Genomic DNA, 17754 nt, shown 5'->3' with positions numbered 1-17754 from the left:
AAATATCTATCAAGAAGTTTAATTAGTCTCTTGGTGAGGTACATGATTCTCTTATGATCAGTCGTGTAGGCAGTCTGGTTAGCCCCTTTTCATATCGCTGACCCTTTATGTTCATCAATATTCTTTTTGCGGCTATACTGCCGATTTCTCTCGTATCCTGAGCCACTGATGTTATTGGAGGATTACATAGATCAAACCAAACAATATCATCGAAGCTTATGACCGATAGATCTCGCGGAATCTCAATTCCCATGTCCTTCGCAGCAAGAAGGAGTCCCGCCGCCATATAGTTGTTTGTTGCTATTACCGCTGTAATATCTTTGTTCTGACCCAAGAGAGAGACTCCGCTCTTATAAGCTCCCTCAACCCTGAAGCCGCCAAGCTTTACCCACGACTGCTTTTCAGCTATGCCGTACTTTGAAAGGGCCTTGCTGTATCCGGCAATCCTATCGTAGTTTGTGCTAATGTCAAGCGTATCCGAAAGGAAACCGATTCTCCTGTGACCAAGCTCCAGAAGATATTCAGCCGCCTCAAAGCCTCCACCAACGTCATCGCTGACAATCATATCAACATCAAGACCTTCAATGATTCTGTCAATTAGAACTATGGGAATTTCGGACTTCACAAGATCCTTCAAATGATCGGAATTGCTACGCGAAACCGGAGCGAGAATCAAGCCATCTACCTGCTTCTGAAAAAATCGATCTATAGATGTCTTCTCGACCTCCACTTTTTCGTCCGTACTTGTGACAATCAAACTGTACCCTTCTGGGACAATAACATCGCTTATCGCTCTCGCTATCGTAGAGAAAAAGGGATTCTGAATATCGCCCACAATCAAACCTATATTTTTCGTCTCACCGGTAGCCATGCTCTTGGCAATGTAGTTTGGCTTGTAGTTAAGTTTCTTTGCAGCCGCTATGACCTTTTCTCTCGCTTTCTTGCTGACGTATCCATATTTCCCGATCGCCCTCGCTACCGTTGCCCTCGAGAGGCCCGTCTCTTTCGCAATGTCATCCAGCGTTGCTGCCATAACTCATCACCTGCTCAAATGTCCGAATACATGGTTCTTTATGATACCGCTATCATATTTCATGTCTATTCTATCTCAAAATCTAATATTATGTCAAGTTTTATTAATGCTTCGAATTAGCTCATAGATAGGTGTTCAATTTTTTCGAGTTTTGTGTTATATAATTGATTTACAATAACTATGATACCGCTATCATATATTTCGATGAGTTTTGTGTGATTATCTCGCTCATTTCGATTACGGAGGTGCCCCTTTGGAAAGGATTGACAGATTCTCTAAAAGGTTCGACAGTACTCTTCTGAAAGCGACCGCTACAATAAAAGAGTCAGAAGTCTTTATAGACGATAGCGTATCTTGTAATTTCAGGGCGATTGTTGTTCCGTGGTATTTGATGGACAGAGTGGTTAAGAAGGTCAGAGGTACGGATATCTCGGCGGCCTGCGGGTCGGGTTTTCCTTTCGGGTTCGAGACGACAGAAACCAAGGCGTATATGATTAGAGAGTCTCTTAGGCTCGGTCCCGAAGTGAGAGATATCGATATAACGGCCAATATCTCCGCTATGAAGTCCGGAGAATGGGATTACTTTGAAAGGGAGATCTCTTATCTTTCCGGTCTCCTGAAGGATGTAACCTGCAAAGTAATTATCGAAGTATCTTATCTCGATACAGTCGAAATTGAAAAGGCTTGCTCTATTCTGATGAAGCTTCCTTACGTCGATTTCGTCAAGACCGGTACGGGCTACGGTTCCAGAGCCACCACGGTAGAGGATGTCAAGATAATCAAGAGAGTTGTTGGAGATCAGAAAGGAATAAAGGTATCGGGAGGTGTGAAATCTCTCTCTCAGGTTGAGGATTTCATGGCTGCAGGAGCGGATATTTTCGGTTCCAGCAGTGCGATAGCAATATACGGGGAATTTACCGAAAAATACCCTGGTATAGCCGATCTTAAATGAAAGGAATATGAATGGAGGCATAAATGAGGCTTTTTATAGATGATGGAAATGTACAGGCGATAAGCGAACTGTTCGATTTAGGTTTCTTTTCCGGGATAAGCACTAATCCAAGTATTTTGAAGCGAACGGGAAGAAAACCGCTCGAAGTCATAAAGGATATGTTGAATAGGTTCACGGGCTCTCTTTTTGTCCAGTGTGCCTCTAGAGGTCACGATGAAGTGCTCAAGGAGGGACAGGAACTCTTCAGGCTAGATCCCGAAAGGATAATTCTCAAGATCCCCTTCTCGCGAACGGGCATTAGGGTATTGAGAGAATTCAAGAAGATGAATATCAATACTTTGATTACCGGTGTTTTCTCTGTTCCTCAAGTGCTGATGTCTGCAGAAGCCGGTTCCGACTATGTGGCGCCATATGCGAACAGGATCGAAAACCTGGGAATAGATCTCTCTGTTGTCGGTAGTATGCAGAAAGTCTTGTCCAACGGTGACTACGAGACGAAGTTGATTGCCGCAAGCTTCAAGACTCTAACTCAGATATCCAAGATGGCCGAGCTACCTATTTACGGAATGTCGCTTCCTGTAGGTATGTACAACGAGTTTTTCTCACACAGCGGCACATTGAAGGCGATCGACAATTTCGAGGCCGATTGGGATTCTATTGAAGACCGTGAATGGGTTCCTCTGAGATCATGAGATACCATTCTCTCTGAAAGCGAGGTTTTTCCTTGAAGTACATAATGGCACATGACCTGGGAACAACTGGAGATAAAGCGACTTTGTTCAGCCAAACAGGCTCTCTCGTCGCTTCATCCTTCGCCGGTTATGAAACCTTCTACACCGGACCCGGAATGGTTGAGCAAGATCCCGAGGAGTGGTGGACTGCCTTCTGCAAGACAACTTCCGAAATCGTTCAGAAGGCAGAAATCGACAGAAAAGAAATCTCTGCACTCAGTATTAGCGGCCAGATGATGGCAGTAGTGCCTGTAGATAGATCGGGCGAAGTGCTCAGAAGGTCAATGATTTGGGCAGATTCGAGAAGCACCGAACAGGTAGAAGAACTCCTAGAGAAAGTTCCGGCAAGCAATCTGTACAAAATAACCGGTTCCAGGCTCTCACCAACGTATCAGGGGTTGAAAATAGCCTGGCTGAAAAAGTATGAACCCGATCTCTATGAAAGAACTTTCAAGTTTCTTCAGGCAAAGGATTACATAAACCTTCGCCTGACAGGTAAGTTTGCGACAGACTTTTCCGATGCCGTCATGACAGCTCTATTTGATATCTCGAGGTTAGAGTGGTCTGAAGAACTGATTTTCGCTCTCGGAATTGAGAGCTCAAAGCTTCCAGATGTACAAGCCTCCATTACCGACCTTGGAGAAATAAAGAAAGAAGTGGCTGCGGACCTTGGCCTTCCAAACTCATGCAGAGTAATACTCGGGGCAGGAGACGGTTGTAGTGCGGCCGTGGGGGCAGGCGCCGTTGAAGTGGGCGATACTTACCTTTATCTCGGGTCCTCGGCCTGGATTTCCACAATTGCTGAAGAGCCTCTACTTGAGAAGGAAATGAGAGTATTTTCCGGGGCGCATGCAGTAAAAGGCCTCTACTTTCCGTCCGGCACTATGCAGGCCGCCGGAACCTCATACAGCTGGATTAAGGATACTATGTACTGTGATGGATCCATGAAAGAAAGCGATCGTGATATCTATTCTTATCTCGACACCCAACTCTGCCAATCTCAACGTCATAGTGAATCAATATTATATCTTCCGTATCTGCTTGGAGAGAGAAGTCCGATATGGAATTCCAATGCAAGAGGTACTTTCATAGGATTGTCGGCCTCCCACAATAAGGTCGATATCGTGCGAGCGGTAATCGAAGGCGTTTCTATGAATCTGAAATGGATTCTGGAAAGTCTGGAAGAATCCTTGCCTATAGGTAAGATCAGGGTCATTGGAGGAGTAATAAAAAGCAGAATTTGGAAGCGAATGATCTCAAACATTCTCGGAAAGACTATCACCATTCCGCAAAACGTCGATGAAGCTACTTCTATCGGGGCGGCAATGATTGCCGGAGTAGGTGCCGGTCTTTTTAATTTCTCCGCGGTTCGGAATTTCGTCGTTGATGTCGAAGAAATCGAGCCGAGCGGGGAACAGCAAGAAGATTACCTGAGACTCTACGACCTGTTCAAAGAATCATATCTTGCTCTAGAGAAGACATTTGAAGGGCTTAATGGAGTCAGAAGGGGTTAGGCTAACGTTACGGGAGTTGTACTGAAACAGGGTGTCGCGGATCTTTTAGCATAATGGCTGCGACACCCTGTTCTTTTCTTCCTTCTGGAAACCTTCTTCAAAAAAGCCCTCAATGTAGGGAAATTCTTTTCCTGAACAAACCTATCTTTTGAACATACTAAGTTCATAACCCTTGTTTTTCGACAGGAATCACCTTGAAATGGCTTCCCACGCATGTTCAAAAGTGTTGTCTCCTAGGTCAATTACTGAATCATTTTCCTCCATTTTTCCCTTCTGCTAACCTCGTTTTGAACATCACCGCTCCACTAATTCTCAACAATTAATGAAGACTATTTGTGTATCCAGCCATCATGGCTAATTACAACTTATACGCTTTTGAACAACCCCAAAACTCTCTTCTAAACAGCCATCTCAAGGTTATCTACATTCAATGTTCAAAGCGAAAAAGTTTTGAACATGACTCCAAACACTTAGCAGAAAAGAAGTCTGTAAGTTTTCGACGAGTTTTGAACATACCTAATTATTATTATCTATAAAGATATATATAATAAGAAAAAGACCTAAATACACTCCATCGAAACCACCCACATTGAAAATCACTCACCATAATCAATTACACAAATCTGAAAAATATAGTAGACTTCCAGCCAATCAAAAAGCATCTATGACTGAAAATTCTTTATCCACAATTATCGACTCATGCTCACTTCCATCAGAGAAATCAACCTTATTTAGATCTACAAGAAACAGAGTGGAGCAATCATAAGACCTGAAATACAACTTGAGGTTCTTATTGTCCTTAATGGTAACCCACTGAGTGTTCTCGAAAGATGCAGGTCCATCTCCTTCTCTCTTTGAAACTCCGGCAGGAATGTCCACTGCATTTAGAAGATGAAGGGCAAGCATTACTGCTTCCTCTTCCGTTTCAACGGGATTTGAAAACTCTCTTAACAGAGCTATCCTAACGAATCTAGAGGGAGGAGTTCCATCACCGGGAATTCCAACGTATCCACTACCAAAACCCATTCCCTTATATGTTATTCCGTTTATTTCACCTTCTTTCATATATGGACTAAGATTAACGTAGTTTCTCAGATTTTCGAGATGCCATGAAAGCTCAGGAGCATTTGTAAGAACTGCATTTGGATTATCATAGATTTTCATCTCACCATCAATGAACTCGACAACCATGCTTCCACCAAACTTGTCATGCAAAGAGAGGTGAAGAGGGGGCACTTCACCGAGCAGTTCATTTTCTTCACCCCAAATTGTCATACTTTCAAGAGCTTCTCTTACTGATTCAAGTCTGTCAAAGTTTCCAAGAATCCAGGAAGGAAGATCGAACAGCTCTATAACCTTTGTAGGATCTGATTCAGGAGAGACCCGTTCATACTCTGTTCCTGGCAACCACAATGCGCTCAAAGACAATCCCATTTCATTCAATCCATCTGAAATTGCTGTGGGAATATCAAAAGCATTCAATCCCACAAATCCATATTTATTTTCCCACGAGGCCGCTTCAGACCCATCGGGCATATGACTGCTAAAACTGTCACCCCTGTTGAAGAAGACAACTTTCGAGTTCAGAGGATATGAGAACTCCATACTTCTACCTGAGATAACTAAACCATTGTTTTTTTCAGGCGAAAGAAGAAACTCAGTACATCCAAGCGAAGCGGAAATAAAAGCTAACAAAAGAAGAAAGACCAATGCGATTTTTCTCACCTAAATACCTCCTTTTTGCGGCAAATCTGACAACTGCAGCAACGATATGACCATGAACTCCATGAGAGGTTTCCAGAAATCAAATGCAGAAAACAAGAGTGTGACTATGAAGTATAAACTATATCAGGAGCCATACATAACCATTATACCCGAACTGGAATTTCTCAGCAGTAAAAGAGCAAAAGAAAAGATGGGATATAGATTGATGCATCCTTACCCCATCTCAAATTCAAAGAACTCATCCAGTATTAATTACTAAGAAATCGCTTCTTCTATGCAGACTCCTTGCCCATAAACGCTAGAACAATGTGGTTTACACCAAAAACAAGGAGAGTTATCCCAATCATTACGGCAACCGACAGACCGGCAATGAGCGGGTGTAGAACGAGTATTATTCCTCCAAAAAGAACAAGAACATTGAAGACAATGCTCATAAAGTAGATTCCCTTTCCCGCAGGTTTCAGCCGATCGGCGTTTATCAGGTTGTTAATGGCATCCACAATAAACCATATCGCTATTATGAAAGCAAATACATTTGCGGCAAAAAGCGGTCTGAAGAGAAATATTACCCCCGTAATGGCCAACAATATTCCTAGAATTAGCGCGAAGAAAACCTTAGCTCCGGTTCGGTTTTCAAGTTTGAAGAAGACCACTATCAACATAATTCCACGAACAAGAACAACGATACCTAACATTATTGCAAGGGTAAGGAACGTTGCAAGAGGATTGCTCAGAGAAAAAATACCTCCAATTATGAGCACGAAACCTACGAGAAGAGAGATCCAGTCGAACTTCTTTGCTTCTGCCATGCTATCCACCACCTTCACCCGTTAGCATATAACGGGTCTATTGTAAATCAATTGCTCTTCGTAAGTATCAGACGCCACTGTGTTCCATGAAGCCCAACCGAACTCCACTTGACTTCTTTCACAACAACCGTATCCATTCCGCGTGAAAAGAATCTGTATTCTCCCCACCCGGATTCCTTTTGAGATATCTCACTACCCAATACTCTTAGCTCCTCAAAGGGCTCGTAAAGCTGGTCAGTAAAGAGGTTCCTGCCCATTTCCATTTCATCCTGATCGTAGAATATCAACCCATCTGGCTGCATTACCCAAAATTCATAAGGTTCATAGTTTTTCGGAATTATTAGGGGTGCAAGGAAGGTTTCCGGCTTTATCAAGAAACTTAGAGAACCGGATAGTTCACCCTCCTTCGTAAATACTGGCCATTCAAGATCAAGAGCAGGGAAACCCTCAACAGCAACAAAACTCTGGCTCAATACAGGTAATCCCCTCCTGTGGAGTTCAACTATTTGCTCTTGATCTCCAATCCAGTCTCCTTCCACATAATCGAATTCATCAGGGTATATGTACTTCAAAACGCCTTCTATGTCTATGAAAGATACGTTTACAACCTGAGGATTGTTTGAGTACAGATCTTTCAGAATTTTCCTTATGCCGGAAGGGTCCTGAAGAACGCTCCTTATCTCTTCCGCTCCCTTTGCAAGGGAACTGTCCATGAGATTGAACTGCTCCTGAATGCTTTTCTGTACACTATTTAGAATGAGATCCATGTCCTTCTCTTCTGCAACATCATTTATCGGTTTGGATATCACAAATGTCCAACCGCATTGTGTTGATTTCTTGAAGTACGCAGTATTCAAGCTATCACCGTCCGAATAGATCAAACTCCCGTCATCCGTTGAGAGTCCTCCCAATCTCTTGCTTAAACCGACCACCGGGTAGTCAAGAGAACCGAGGAGAAGTGCGGTATCGTCTGTCATAGCAAGTGAATTCTGTGCATCGAAGACGTAGAAGTGAATATCTGGAAGCAGAACTAAACGTTCTATCAATGAGAAATTCCAGTTTTCAAAAAAGGCAGATAGACCTACGAAAGCCGAAATCTTACCGTTATCCATAACAGGAACTGCGAAAACTACCGATCTTTTTCCCGTAGATCGACTAAGTACCTGATAGCCCAGAACCTCTTTTCCTTCCAAAAGATCCGGAAAGTAACCGCGATTCGACAGATTCAACCCGGTCCAGTCTCTCTGAACGGTATAGTATCCACCATCGGGGAGGATATATAGAGCAAGCCCTTCATAGTTAACGTTGAATTTTTCAAGCAGGGGTCGGATTAGTGACCAGTCTCCAGACTCAACTTCAGCGCAGGATGCTAAAATCCTCAGTGAACTAATAATTCCTAACAGCCGCTCTTCAAAAGACGTCATGATAAGGTTCAGAATACTCTGAGCTGGGATCGACCAGTCTGTGATAACTTCATCAACTATGTCGGTCCAGCCAACATCTAGCTCTATATTCCACATACTGAGAGCTTCGGTATTCAGAAGTGTTTTCGGATTCTTCGAACTCTCTATCTCGATTTCTGATGCGGAACTTCCCGAGAGGATCCTGGATGCCAGAATCGCTACCTGTTTTCCCTCTTCGAAACCAGAATTTACGACTCCCCCGACAGCTCCGTCTCGAACAATGAAGTCAGATACACCGAAGACTGGACCAGAGGAATTTTCCACCGTCCACTGTGTGATATCGTGAGCGCCGATTGTATTGCCAGATCTGTCTTCTATAGTCCTGACTGATAGAAGCACTACCGCTTCGCGAGGGGAAACTCCTTCTATGTAGTTTTTCCAATCCTCGAAAACCTTGAACCCTTCTATCTCTACCGATGTATCTCCAAAATCGAGCCTTTGTATCTGTTCCTTCATTCCTTCAAATGTCTCGCTGTCATCTCCGATAAATCGAACGGATTGTATTTCTGGAAAGAGTTCAAGGATCATAGAGATTGTTCCATTGGCGAAGATTGTCTCTATTACACCAGTTTGATTTGCGTTGGCTGAATAATGGATCGAAGGATCGAGATTTACACCGCAAAAGACAACCGGCGCATCATGATAATCTTTTGCGAAGTATTCCATCGCATTGTCATCACAGACAATCAATATGTTCGGTTTGAATGCAGACGCCTCTTCTGAGGCTAAGACTCCAGACTTGATCTTCCATTCTTCCGAAGTTTGAAGGCGGGTATCCATGTAAAAGACTTTCCATTCGAACGAAGGATCGGACAATACGGTTTGAATACCATCAAGAAGCTCTCTAGACCAGCTATAATCGTTATCGTAGCTCTGGACAACCATTATCTTAGTAGCTAACATATGAGAGCAAAAGAGAATCGAAATAATCAAAATGACCAATGGTACTTTTCTCACTAAGAATCCCCCCGTAGAAATTATTGGAGCCCAAACAAGTGGATTATATGATATACGAGTGCCAACTCAAGGCAGTCTAGAGTGTGTGGTACCTCAGCAGATGAAAAGATTCAGAGTGCGAAATCTACCGTGAAGCAAAGGAAAATCGGTCATTATAAAGCTTCGTAATCTGAAGTCTTAGTTTGCTTCTTCCTGAAAAACTGTACTACGGCAAAATCATTTGTCACCATTGCAAGCGTATCTAACCTTCTCCCTGTGTACATCCAGGGCAGAAGAAAGAAGATTACCTGGGCCGGAGGGATGTTGAACGGAAGCACAACCATCGAGATAGTGAAGAGGTCTAGTGGGCTGGGAACGCCAATCGATGCAAATACGGCAATGATAGATGAAAACATTATGTACAGGTAATCTCCAGCGTTCAAAGACTTTCCGAGAAGCTGCATGTTGAAGATAGCTACGACCACAAAAAGGGAAACCGTTTGAGGCTGAAACATAACCAGAAGCAAAGGAATGACGCCTTTCTGATTCTCATCGTTGAAGTTTTCGCTTTTTTCACATGTCTTCACCGCTTCGGGAATAACGGCAACAGAAGATAGAAGGGCGAACAAAAGCATCATCGGCTTCTTTATTACTCCGAGATACTTTTTCGGAGAGAGAGAAGCCTTTCTGGCTCCAAGGAATGTTCCGATGAAGAACCAGATAATGAAACATACGATTTCACATACTATGAGCATTACTAGAGCTATCAGCACTTCAGTATCTCTGATGAAGATCGAGGCCTGCCCAAGCATGAGACTGAAAATTCCTATTGGAAGAACGTAGTAGGAAAGCCTGAAGAGAAAGAGGAAGGCATCATTTATTGTCTCTACTGAATTTACGATGCCGGTTCTCTTAGAAGATTGAATATACCTCACTGCGAAGGCAAAGATTATTGAAAAGAAGACAATAGTCAGAGTTCTGTTCTCTGAAAATGCCTTAACCACGCTATTACCAATCATATTTGAAGGTAAGGCCCATATTATGGAGCCTGCCGAGAGATCCACTTCTTCATACGGATCTGTCTCTCTCATCGAAGAAACGAGAGCTTCCTGAGCTTCGGTAGGGATTCCAACGCCGGGTTTCAGGACTAATGCCGTAAGAAGTCCGATTGCCGCCCCAATGACAAAGAAGAAGATTATTACCATAGCGAATCGTTTAATGAAACGCGCTCCATCTGATCTTTCAATGAGCTTTAGAAAGTTTAGCGTAACGACGCAGAACAAAATCGGAAGACCGCAGAACAGAAGATAATTGAAAAAGAGAGTTCCGATGGGACTTAGAAAATCAATTATCTCGGGAAATGCGCCACCCACATAGAATCCCAATACCATTGAAAAGAGAATTGTCCATATATTCAGTAGCCAGTGTGGAATATTCTCAGGTGAATTATTTCTTCGTAGCTTATTTTGGCTATTGTGAACGACTACAATGGAAAAAACGATCAGCAGAGCCAGAATTATCCATCTGTATGGATCGCCGACCAAGAGAATCTCTTCTTTTTTGTCAACTGGATCGTATAGCTTCGAAACGAGATCGAAGTCAATGTACTTAGAGACAAACTCTTTTGTCCGGTTGTATTCGCTGCTCAAAAATCTGTTGATCCACTCGAGAAGCTCCGGATTATTCTGGCTTACACCGATTACAATCTGATCCTCGTTAGGTAATAGATAAAGAGAGTAATGGAGGAGAAGAGAGGTGTTTCTGACGAGAAAGGACTCAGTCCAGAGATTGTTCAGGAAGAAAGCTTCTTCCGTTCTCTGAACTAACCTTCTTGAAGCTTCTTCGGTACTATCTACGGCCGTTACTCTTGCATTTGGGAAATACTGTTCGGCAAGGGATTCGTATACCGTGTCTGCTACAGTCATTATTGAAACCACTGGTCTGTTAAGAGTCTCGAATGCTTCTTCAACGGACATTTCAGGATCGTTCTTCTTGATCTCTTCGAAAAGCTGAGTGTTGACCAGCACGGAAAGTCTCTCCGTAAGATAGGCACGTGACAGGAATATCTGTGATGCTCTGCGGGGCGAATATGAGTAATAACTGAGAATAATATCGCCCTCACCGGTACGAAGGTTTTCTGCAAGAGTCTCATGACCTGAAGCAGTTCGAATGAACTCCGCTTCTACGCCCAATTGAGAAGCGATATGTCTTCCAAGTTCTATGTCGATACCCGAGAGATTGCCGTCGCTGTCAAGATAATAGAAGGGATACCAGTAGTCTTCTGTCTGCAAAATCCGTAATACGCCGGATTTCCTTATCTCTTCGATGCTTCTGAACTCTCGTGCGTAGATAATTGCACAAAGCAAAGCAAAAAGAAGTACCACCCCGATTCTCTTCATGGAATTCCCCCGCAAAGTATTTGAGAGATTATATCATTCTCACGGAAAAAGGCAGACCAACATCAAGACATTATCAAAGGAATTGCAGAACTAACTAGCCAAGAGCTTTCTCCACCCTGTCAGCAGCGAGTTTTGCTGTAATAAGGCATACAGGAAGACCGGCCGGATCGAAGCTCCACTGACCTACTTGAAAGAGATTCTTCACCGGCGTATTGATCGATTTCTTCATCTTCATGAAGTCTCTCAAAGGAAAGGTCTCGGAAGGATGATAATTCCATCCAGTAATCGAACCACCGCTGTTCAAGGTCTTCTCTTCCATCGTGAAAGGAGTGGCGACGATCCTGAACTCAACTTTCTCTCTAAGTGAAGGGTATGGTCTAAAGAAGTTGGCCATTACATCATCCGCCACCTCTTCTTTCGTACGTTCATATTCCTCCACAGAAATCCCCTTTCCCCAGCCGTTCATTGCCTTTTGAGTCGTATTCAAGTTCAGAATTATTCCTGTCTTGCCTTCTGGAGCGAGAGACGGGTCTCTAAGGCAGGGAATGCTGATCTCCATTCCCGCTGTCTTGAAGTAATCTGGAGATTCATAATCGCAGTATTTTGCAGCGACGGGAACATAGATTACGTGTTCTACATGTTTATCGAGATTCTCCGGAGGTGTATCAACTCCCATAAATACGGAGAAGACAGAGTCGGAAACCTGCGCTCTGTTGAGTCTTTGCATGAAGTCTTTGTCGAGGGTATTCTCAGGAAGCAGCCTGTTGTACAAACGCTTAGCGTCTGCAGCGTTAACGATGAAGGATGCCTTCAACTCGTCACCGTTATCTGTAACCACCCCGACCGGCAAGTTGCGTTCGAGAAGAATCTTCGTAACTTCGGTGTTTGTAAGGACGGTCCCTCCGGTATTTCTCACGAACTCTGCAATTTCGAGGGGTATCCTTTCTATCCCACCTTTGGGGTAGAAGTAATCCCTGAAGACAGTTGGGTAGGCGAGACCGAAGAATGCAGGAGTCCCGTCGAAAAAGGGTTCATCGATGATACTTACCAGCTCGTCGTCGAGTATTCTGGCTCTCAAGAAGTCCCTGAACGGCACATTGTTGTATTTGAGTTTCTTCAAGAAGCCTAGAAGCTTCTTGCCGTTCTTGAAAAACCAGGGAATTGATTTCAACTTAGTCAGAAACGTAGTCTTTCCATAAAGCGGTCCCGACATTCCCGATAACGAACCCATGAAGCTGTTCAGTTCTTCCATTTCCTTAAGTAGATCCTCTATGCCGGATCTGCTTTCGGGGAAACGTTCGCCGAGGAAGTCGAAGTACGCCAGAAGGCTTTCGTCAGACTCCATAGAAAATACTTTGTCCTCGAAACCAGCGTACACTCTGTTCTTTACGAAATCCAGCTTATCCATGATACCGAAGTTCTCGAGCATTGGAAATAGAAGCCCAGCGTTTTCCACCGCCTTGATTCCGCTGTCGAAATGGTAACCTCTGTACTGAAATGACGAGAAACAGCCGCCGGGTTTTTCCGCTCTCTCAACAAGTGCAACTTTCTTTCCCGCCTTGGACAAGAAGGCGGCACAACTGAGGCCAGCTATTCCCGCACCGATAACAATACAGTCGAATTTCATACAATCACTTCCTTTTCAAGCCAGCTCAAGAGCCTTTTAATTGGTACGGGCTTTCTATCGAAGGAAAGTCTCTTACAGCTTTTCTCACAGAAACCGGCGCAGTCTGAGCAAAGTGTGCCGATTGTAGTCTCAAGTAACCGCTTCTTAGCACCTATGAAATTGCCCGCTTCGAGACGCCTGAGAATTCCTCGAATATCCTTTCCATCGGGGCACTTTAATGTGCAATTCGGAATGTCGCAGAGCTGACAGGAACTGCTAATCAATGGAACGGTCTCTCTGTCTAGAACTGTATTCTCAAGATCTGCTGGAACCCTTTTCTTTCCTGCAGTGTAGTGAACTCTCTCGACTTCAGGCTCCCTGTAGCTGTATTCCTTCATCTTTAGCTTTCTAAGAACAAGATTTGCAGCTCCGATCCCGGAGACCGTAACTGCAGGTGTCCCCATTCCCATAACTGTTGAATCTCCGCAGATAAAGAGGTTTTCCCATTCGCTTTTGGCATGTAGTCTCTTCAGCAATTCCTGACCTATGGATTGCTTCGGACCGCCAACGCGACCTTCGTTCTTGAGGGTATATCTTTCGATTGTAAGCGGAGTTGCCGACTCCAGATGTTTCAAGGACTCTCTCAGTTTGGGGAATCTCTTTTCTATCAGTTTAATAACCCGCTCGGTCTCGTCCTCTTTCATCACACGATATTCCTTTGTGCCGCGAGGCGGCCACCTCTTCTTTGAGGGAGCTATCATTGACATCACGTGAGTTCCTTCTGGACATATAGAGGGTTCGTCAATCGAAGGTATGTATACTGTGACATCGCTTTCGGCTATTTCGTCAAATTCCTCGACAAACATTTCCACCGGATTCGTTCCAGCCGGGATAGCAGAAGAATCAACGGCGGCGTACACGACCATGGCGGGAAAAGTCGGCTCAAGGGACTCCACCCATTTAACTCTTTCCTGACTAACATACTCTTTGGGAACGATTCCTCGATAGAGATTCCAGACCGTTCCTCCGTAAATCACGAAGTCAGATCTTATTTCGCTCCCATCTTCGAGCCTTATCCCCGATGCCTTCCCATCATCAAAGAGTATTTCATTAACGCGATTTTCGTAAAGCATGTAACCGCCGTTCTTCTCGATCGCCTTTTCAAGTTTGTTCGGTATCATCTGAGAAGAACCTACGGGATAGAAGCCACCTCCTTCGTGATTGTCAATAAACATAGTTACGGCCAGGACGCCGGGGGTTTCCTTTACAGTCGTATAGCAGTAGGTGGAAGTTAGAACATCGAAAAACTGATAAAGCTCCTTCGCTTCCGGGTCTATAAAACTGCTCATAAGTTCTTCAGTGCTTTTGAATAGAAGCCTGATCATTTTGGCCTGTCGTACAGGATGCTTCAGCAGAGATCTGAGACTGTCGCTTCTCTTTATTTCAGTGGGAGGGACAATTACAGGATCTGCAACAATCACGTTATGATATAAGTCGGCTAGATAGTTGTAGAACTTTCTTAGCTGTTCTTCATAACCTGGAAAGTTATTTCCAAGCTCCTCAATAAATCGGTCGAGATCCGGCCAAAAGACGATTCTCTTCTCTCCAAAAGTCACAGTGTATAGGGCCTCGTGTCTTACCATTTCAATGTCTTCACCGATCTCGTTGAAAACAAACCTGTGAGAATTGAAGCCGCGGTTTCCAAATCCGAATACCATGCCGACAGCAGAATCAAACGTGAAGTCATTTCTTCTGAAGATCGAGCAACATCCTCCGGGAAGATAATGCTGCTCCGCAACGAGCACTCTTAGTCCCTTATTAGCCAGCAGAGAGGCAGCCGATAAACTTCCGAGTCCAGATCCAATTACCGCAACGTCGTATTTGCTTTCGGGAAAGAACTTACCGTTCATATACACCCCCTATTAATCCATACATGTTATCTATTAGAATTCTAAATTATTGGAATGCCCATCTCCTAGAGTTTTATGCAGCTTCGGAAAAGTAGATTGGCAGAGGATAAGGAATAGTAAAGGCGGAGCAAACGCTCCGCCTGAAAGATCTGCTTATTGCTTGATAGTGGTACGAGGTTAACTTTAAGGAATCATCACCGTATCTATTACGTGGATTACGCCATTTGCCGCAATTATATTCGTTAAAATTATCCCAGATCCTTGAATCTTGACTTCGGTTGGGTTTATCATCAGCTGACCGCCATTAAGAGCAGTCAAAGATCTCATACCTAGTACATCTTCAGCCAAGTATTCTCCCGATACGACATGGAATAGGAGGATGTTCTTTAGAGTCGGTATATCCTTGAGCAACGATTCGATAGTCCCTTCGGGTAATTTTGCAAAGGCTTCATCATTTGGAGCGAAGACTGTGAAAGGCCCATCACCCATAAGCGCTTCGACTAGACCGGCTTCTTGAAGTGCTGTTACCAGTGTTGTAAAGGAGCCCGCATCGATAGCAATTTCAGGGATTCTCCTTGTCTCTCTTTCCGGGGGAAGGATGACCGTGTCAATAACATGAATTACTCCATTGCTTGCCTCAATATCAACTGCCGTTATCATTGCATTACTGACGTAAACCTTTCCTTCTTCTACTTTTATTGGTATAGAGCTGCCTTCTACTGACTTGAGCGATTCAAGAGAGACCACGTCTGAAGACATGTACTTTCCAGGGATCACATGATATGTAAGAATTCTTGTAAGTGCCGGTATATCGTTTAGGAGACTTTCAACAGTTCCCTCCGGAAGCTTTGCAAATGCTTCGTCAGTTGGAGCGAACACAGTAAAAGGTCCATCTCCTATTAGAGTCTCCACTAGACCCGCCTTTTCAACTGCTGCTACGAGTGTACTGAAATTGCCTGCTGAAACCGCTACTTCTACTATGTTCTTGGAGAAACCAGTGAAAACTAACCCTATTAAAACTAATACCAGAAAAACCTTTTTCATCACAATCACCTCAATCAGAATTTTTTGTACTACATTTTTCAAAACTAAATCGTTGACAATTTGATTTTACTCTGCCAACTTAATCGTTGTCAATAGGGTTGTGCACAATGAAAAATCATTGACTTTGATTTCTCTTTGGCTCTTCGAAAAAGCAATACAAAATAATCATACGAACGCTTAACTAATTCTTAATCTATGCTTTACTTCGATGATGATGGTTATCTTGAAAGATTAGTAGTTGACAAGAGATAAGCAACTTTGGAAGTGAGATTTAAAAAGACATTGATCGGTTCCTCAAATTGGCAATCACATACGGGTAGATCTCAACTCGAAGGAGCCCTCTTCGGTAAGCTTGAGGTGTCCTTCGTACTCGGTTATCAACATTTCCTTATCTAGCGCCTCGAGGGCGGTTTTAACTATCGATTCGTCAGACTGCGAACCGGAAATTCCTAAGGCTCTGAGTGGTTCTATATCTTGATAAGCCATAGATGCCTTTGCTTCGCACTCGAGCTGATCGCGAGTCTGTATCTTCCCTTGATCGATCATGAAAAGGAACCAGCGCTTTAGCTGTTTCGCTCTGAACTTGTTGAAGAGAGAAAAGCCATATCTTTCGAAGTCGATGGCCTCTCCTCTGGCAGATCTTATAAGATCTATCAGTAACTCTGCCGCCCCTTTGAGAATCAGAATAGAAACGATCAGCCCTACAATCGCGTCGGCGTAGGGAATCCTCATGAGAGATACGATGAGGCCAATTGCTACGCTAACAGCTACTAGAACATGATTTCTTGAATCCGCCGACTGGGTAATCAGTGGGAAGGATCGGTTCTTGAGGCCTGAGTACTTCTGATAGAACCACAAGAGAGCGCAGACTATTCCCGAAATTGCCACTGCAGTAAAAGTAAGGAGATCAGGAGAAGGGATATCACCGGAAATGATTCTGAACATAGCCTCTATCAATGAAAAAACACCAGTTACTCCCATAAATAATAGAAGAATTAGGCTGACCAGATGTTCATGGTTTTTCTTCACTCCCCAGTACACGAAGACACTTGAGATTCCGTCCAGAAGAGTATCGAATGAATCATTTAGAAGGCCGACACTGCCAGAAAGAATAGCGGTGGGAAGCTTCAAGGCAGCAAGGATGAAGTGAACTACTATCGTTACTCTCGAGACAGTTTCGGCTCTTGTCGCTTTTTCCAGAAGTCTGCCGCTATTCTCGAGTTCGGCGAGCATCTTCCTAGCCTCAAACTCTCCCCTCTCAGTCAGTTCAAATGTGTCGCCATTCTGAATTAACCACTTATCTTCTTTCATGTCTTCTATAGCGGAATCCAGAAATGAATCTAGCTCAGTGGCTTCATGCATCCTCTTGCCATAGGGGAAGACCTCGAAGAAAATGCCGAACCTTCTCCCCATCACTGAGAAGTGCTCTTTCAGTAATTCCTTCGTATTGCAGCCTCTGAGAACGGCAGCGGCCACATTCCATTCATGTCCATAATGCTTAGAATGAACTCTTCGCAACAAACGACCCACCCTCCGGCAAAAAAAGATTCTCTGCTACTCATTTTTGTTTGAATAAATCCGATCGACCCCTTTGAGTATATTACATTGAGAAGCCTTATCGTACTTCCTCAC

At 43.8% G+C, this 17754-nt stretch carries 13 protein-coding genes; 4 read left to right on the top strand and 9 right to left on the bottom strand.

The features are described 5' to 3' along the window. Nucleotides 1-22: 22 nt before the first annotated feature. Nucleotides 23-1033 (bottom strand): substrate-binding domain-containing protein, encoded by a 1011-nt coding sequence (locus Y697_RS12150; protein ID WP_121551924.1) that lies wholly within the window; start codon nucleotides 1031-1033, stop codon nucleotides 23-25. 253 nt (nucleotides 1034-1286) lie between these two features. On the opposite strand from Y697_RS12150, the gene deoC reads away from it, so the two are divergent. From deoC to Y697_RS12135, 3 genes are read left to right on the top strand one after another with little or no spacing between them, the layout of a single operon-like run. Then, a complete protein-coding gene (gene deoC, locus Y697_RS12145) occupies nucleotides 1287-1985 on the top strand; it encodes a deoxyribose-phosphate aldolase (protein ID WP_121551922.1) in 699 nt (232 codons plus the stop codon). A 23-nt stretch (nucleotides 1986-2008) separates the two neighbouring features. Continuing rightward, entirely contained in the window at nucleotides 2009-2677 is a 669-nt protein-coding gene (locus Y697_RS12140) for a transaldolase family protein (protein ID WP_121551920.1), read from the top strand. Between the two features lie 32 nt (nucleotides 2678-2709). Beyond that, the gene (locus Y697_RS12135; RefSeq protein ID WP_121551918.1) at nucleotides 2710-4230 is read left to right on the top strand and encodes an FGGY-family carbohydrate kinase; all 1521 of its coding nucleotides are present in this window, start codon (nucleotides 2710-2712) and stop codon (nucleotides 4228-4230) included. A 651-nt stretch (nucleotides 4231-4881) separates the two neighbouring features. Here Y697_RS12135 and Y697_RS12130 read toward each other — a convergent pair. Continuing rightward, the gene (locus Y697_RS12130) at nucleotides 4882-5955 is read right to left on the bottom strand and encodes a linear amide C-N hydrolase (protein ID WP_121551916.1); all 1074 of its coding nucleotides are present in this window, start codon (nucleotides 5953-5955) and stop codon (nucleotides 4882-4884) included. 106 nt (nucleotides 5956-6061) lie between these two features. Between Y697_RS12130 and Y697_RS14740 the strand changes: the two genes are divergently transcribed. Next, entirely contained in the window at nucleotides 6062-6214 is a 153-nt protein-coding gene (locus Y697_RS14740) for a hypothetical protein (protein WP_183083809.1), read from the top strand. A gap of 13 nt (nucleotides 6215-6227) precedes the next feature. Here the strand turns inward: Y697_RS14740 and Y697_RS12125 are convergent, their stop codons facing one another. The 7 genes from Y697_RS12125 to Y697_RS12095 form a co-directional block, all read right to left on the bottom strand. Beyond that, nucleotides 6228-6764: an HdeD family acid-resistance protein gene (locus tag Y697_RS12125; protein ID WP_121551914.1), complete on the bottom strand. Its 537-nt coding sequence runs from the start codon at nucleotides 6762-6764 to the stop codon at nucleotides 6228-6230. Between the two features lie 47 nt (nucleotides 6765-6811). Further along, on the bottom strand, nucleotides 6812-9184 hold the full coding sequence (locus tag Y697_RS12120; RefSeq protein WP_121551912.1) for an ABC transporter substrate binding protein: 2373 nt from the start codon (nucleotides 9182-9184) through the stop codon (nucleotides 6812-6814). A gap of 152 nt (nucleotides 9185-9336) precedes the next feature. Beyond that, nucleotides 9337-11562 carry a cation:dicarboxylate symporter family transporter gene (locus tag Y697_RS12115; protein WP_121551910.1) on the bottom strand — a complete coding sequence of 742 codons (2226 nt, stop codon included), beginning with the start codon at nucleotides 11560-11562 and terminating at the stop codon, nucleotides 9337-9339. Between the two features lie 94 nt (nucleotides 11563-11656). Beyond that, nucleotides 11657-13189: an NAD(P)/FAD-dependent oxidoreductase gene (locus Y697_RS12110; protein WP_121551908.1), complete on the bottom strand. Its 1533-nt coding sequence runs from the start codon at nucleotides 13187-13189 to the stop codon at nucleotides 11657-11659. Continuing rightward, nucleotides 13186-15078: an NAD(P)/FAD-dependent oxidoreductase gene (locus Y697_RS12105; RefSeq protein WP_121551906.1), complete on the bottom strand. Its 1893-nt coding sequence runs from the start codon at nucleotides 15076-15078 to the stop codon at nucleotides 13186-13188. The genes Y697_RS12110 and Y697_RS12105 overlap by 4 nt, the downstream gene beginning before the upstream one ends. 183 nt (nucleotides 15079-15261) lie before the next feature. Beyond that, entirely contained in the window at nucleotides 15262-16122 is an 861-nt protein-coding gene (locus tag Y697_RS12100; protein WP_259462549.1) for a fasciclin domain-containing protein, read from the bottom strand. Nucleotides 16123-16428: 306 nt separating this feature from the next. Then, nucleotides 16429-17643 (bottom strand): cation diffusion facilitator family transporter, encoded by a 1215-nt coding sequence (locus tag Y697_RS12095; protein WP_121551904.1) that lies wholly within the window; start codon nucleotides 17641-17643, stop codon nucleotides 16429-16431. Between the last annotated feature and the right edge of the window lie 111 nt (nucleotides 17644-17754).

The organism is Mesotoga sp. BH458_6_3_2_1 (assembly GCF_003664995.1).
Lineage (GTDB): Bacteria > Thermotogota > Thermotogae > Petrotogales > Kosmotogaceae > Mesotoga.
This window is presented reverse-complemented; position numbering and strand designations above follow the sequence as displayed.

Bases quoted from the DNA above. Each gene is read 5' to 3' on its own strand.
- Y697_RS12100 (WP_259462549.1), bottom strand. From the start codon at position 16,122: ATGAAAAAGGTTTTTCTGGTATTAGTTTTAATAGGGTTAGTTTTCACT.
- Y697_RS14740 (WP_183083809.1), top strand. From the start codon at position 6,062: ATGAAGTATAAACTATATCAGGAGCCATACATAACCATTATACCCGAA.
- Y697_RS12150 (WP_121551924.1), bottom strand. From the start codon at position 1,033: ATGGCAGCAACGCTGGATGACATTGCGAAAGAGACGGGCCTCTCGAGG.
- Y697_RS12140 (WP_121551920.1), top strand. From the start codon at position 2,009: ATGAGGCTTTTTATAGATGATGGAAATGTACAGGCGATAAGCGAACTG.
- Y697_RS12125 (WP_121551914.1), bottom strand. From the start codon at position 6,764: ATGGCAGAAGCAAAGAAGTTCGACTGGATCTCTCTTCTCGTAGGTTTC.
- Y697_RS12105 (WP_121551906.1), bottom strand. From the start codon at position 15,078: ATGAACGGTAAGTTCTTTCCCGAAAGCAAATACGACGTTGCGGTAATT.
- Y697_RS12115 (WP_121551910.1), bottom strand. From the start codon at position 11,562: ATGAAGAGAATCGGGGTGGTACTTCTTTTTGCTTTGCTTTGTGCAATT.
- Y697_RS12110 (WP_121551908.1), bottom strand. From the start codon at position 13,189: ATGAAATTCGACTGTATTGTTATCGGTGCGGGAATAGCTGGCCTCAGT.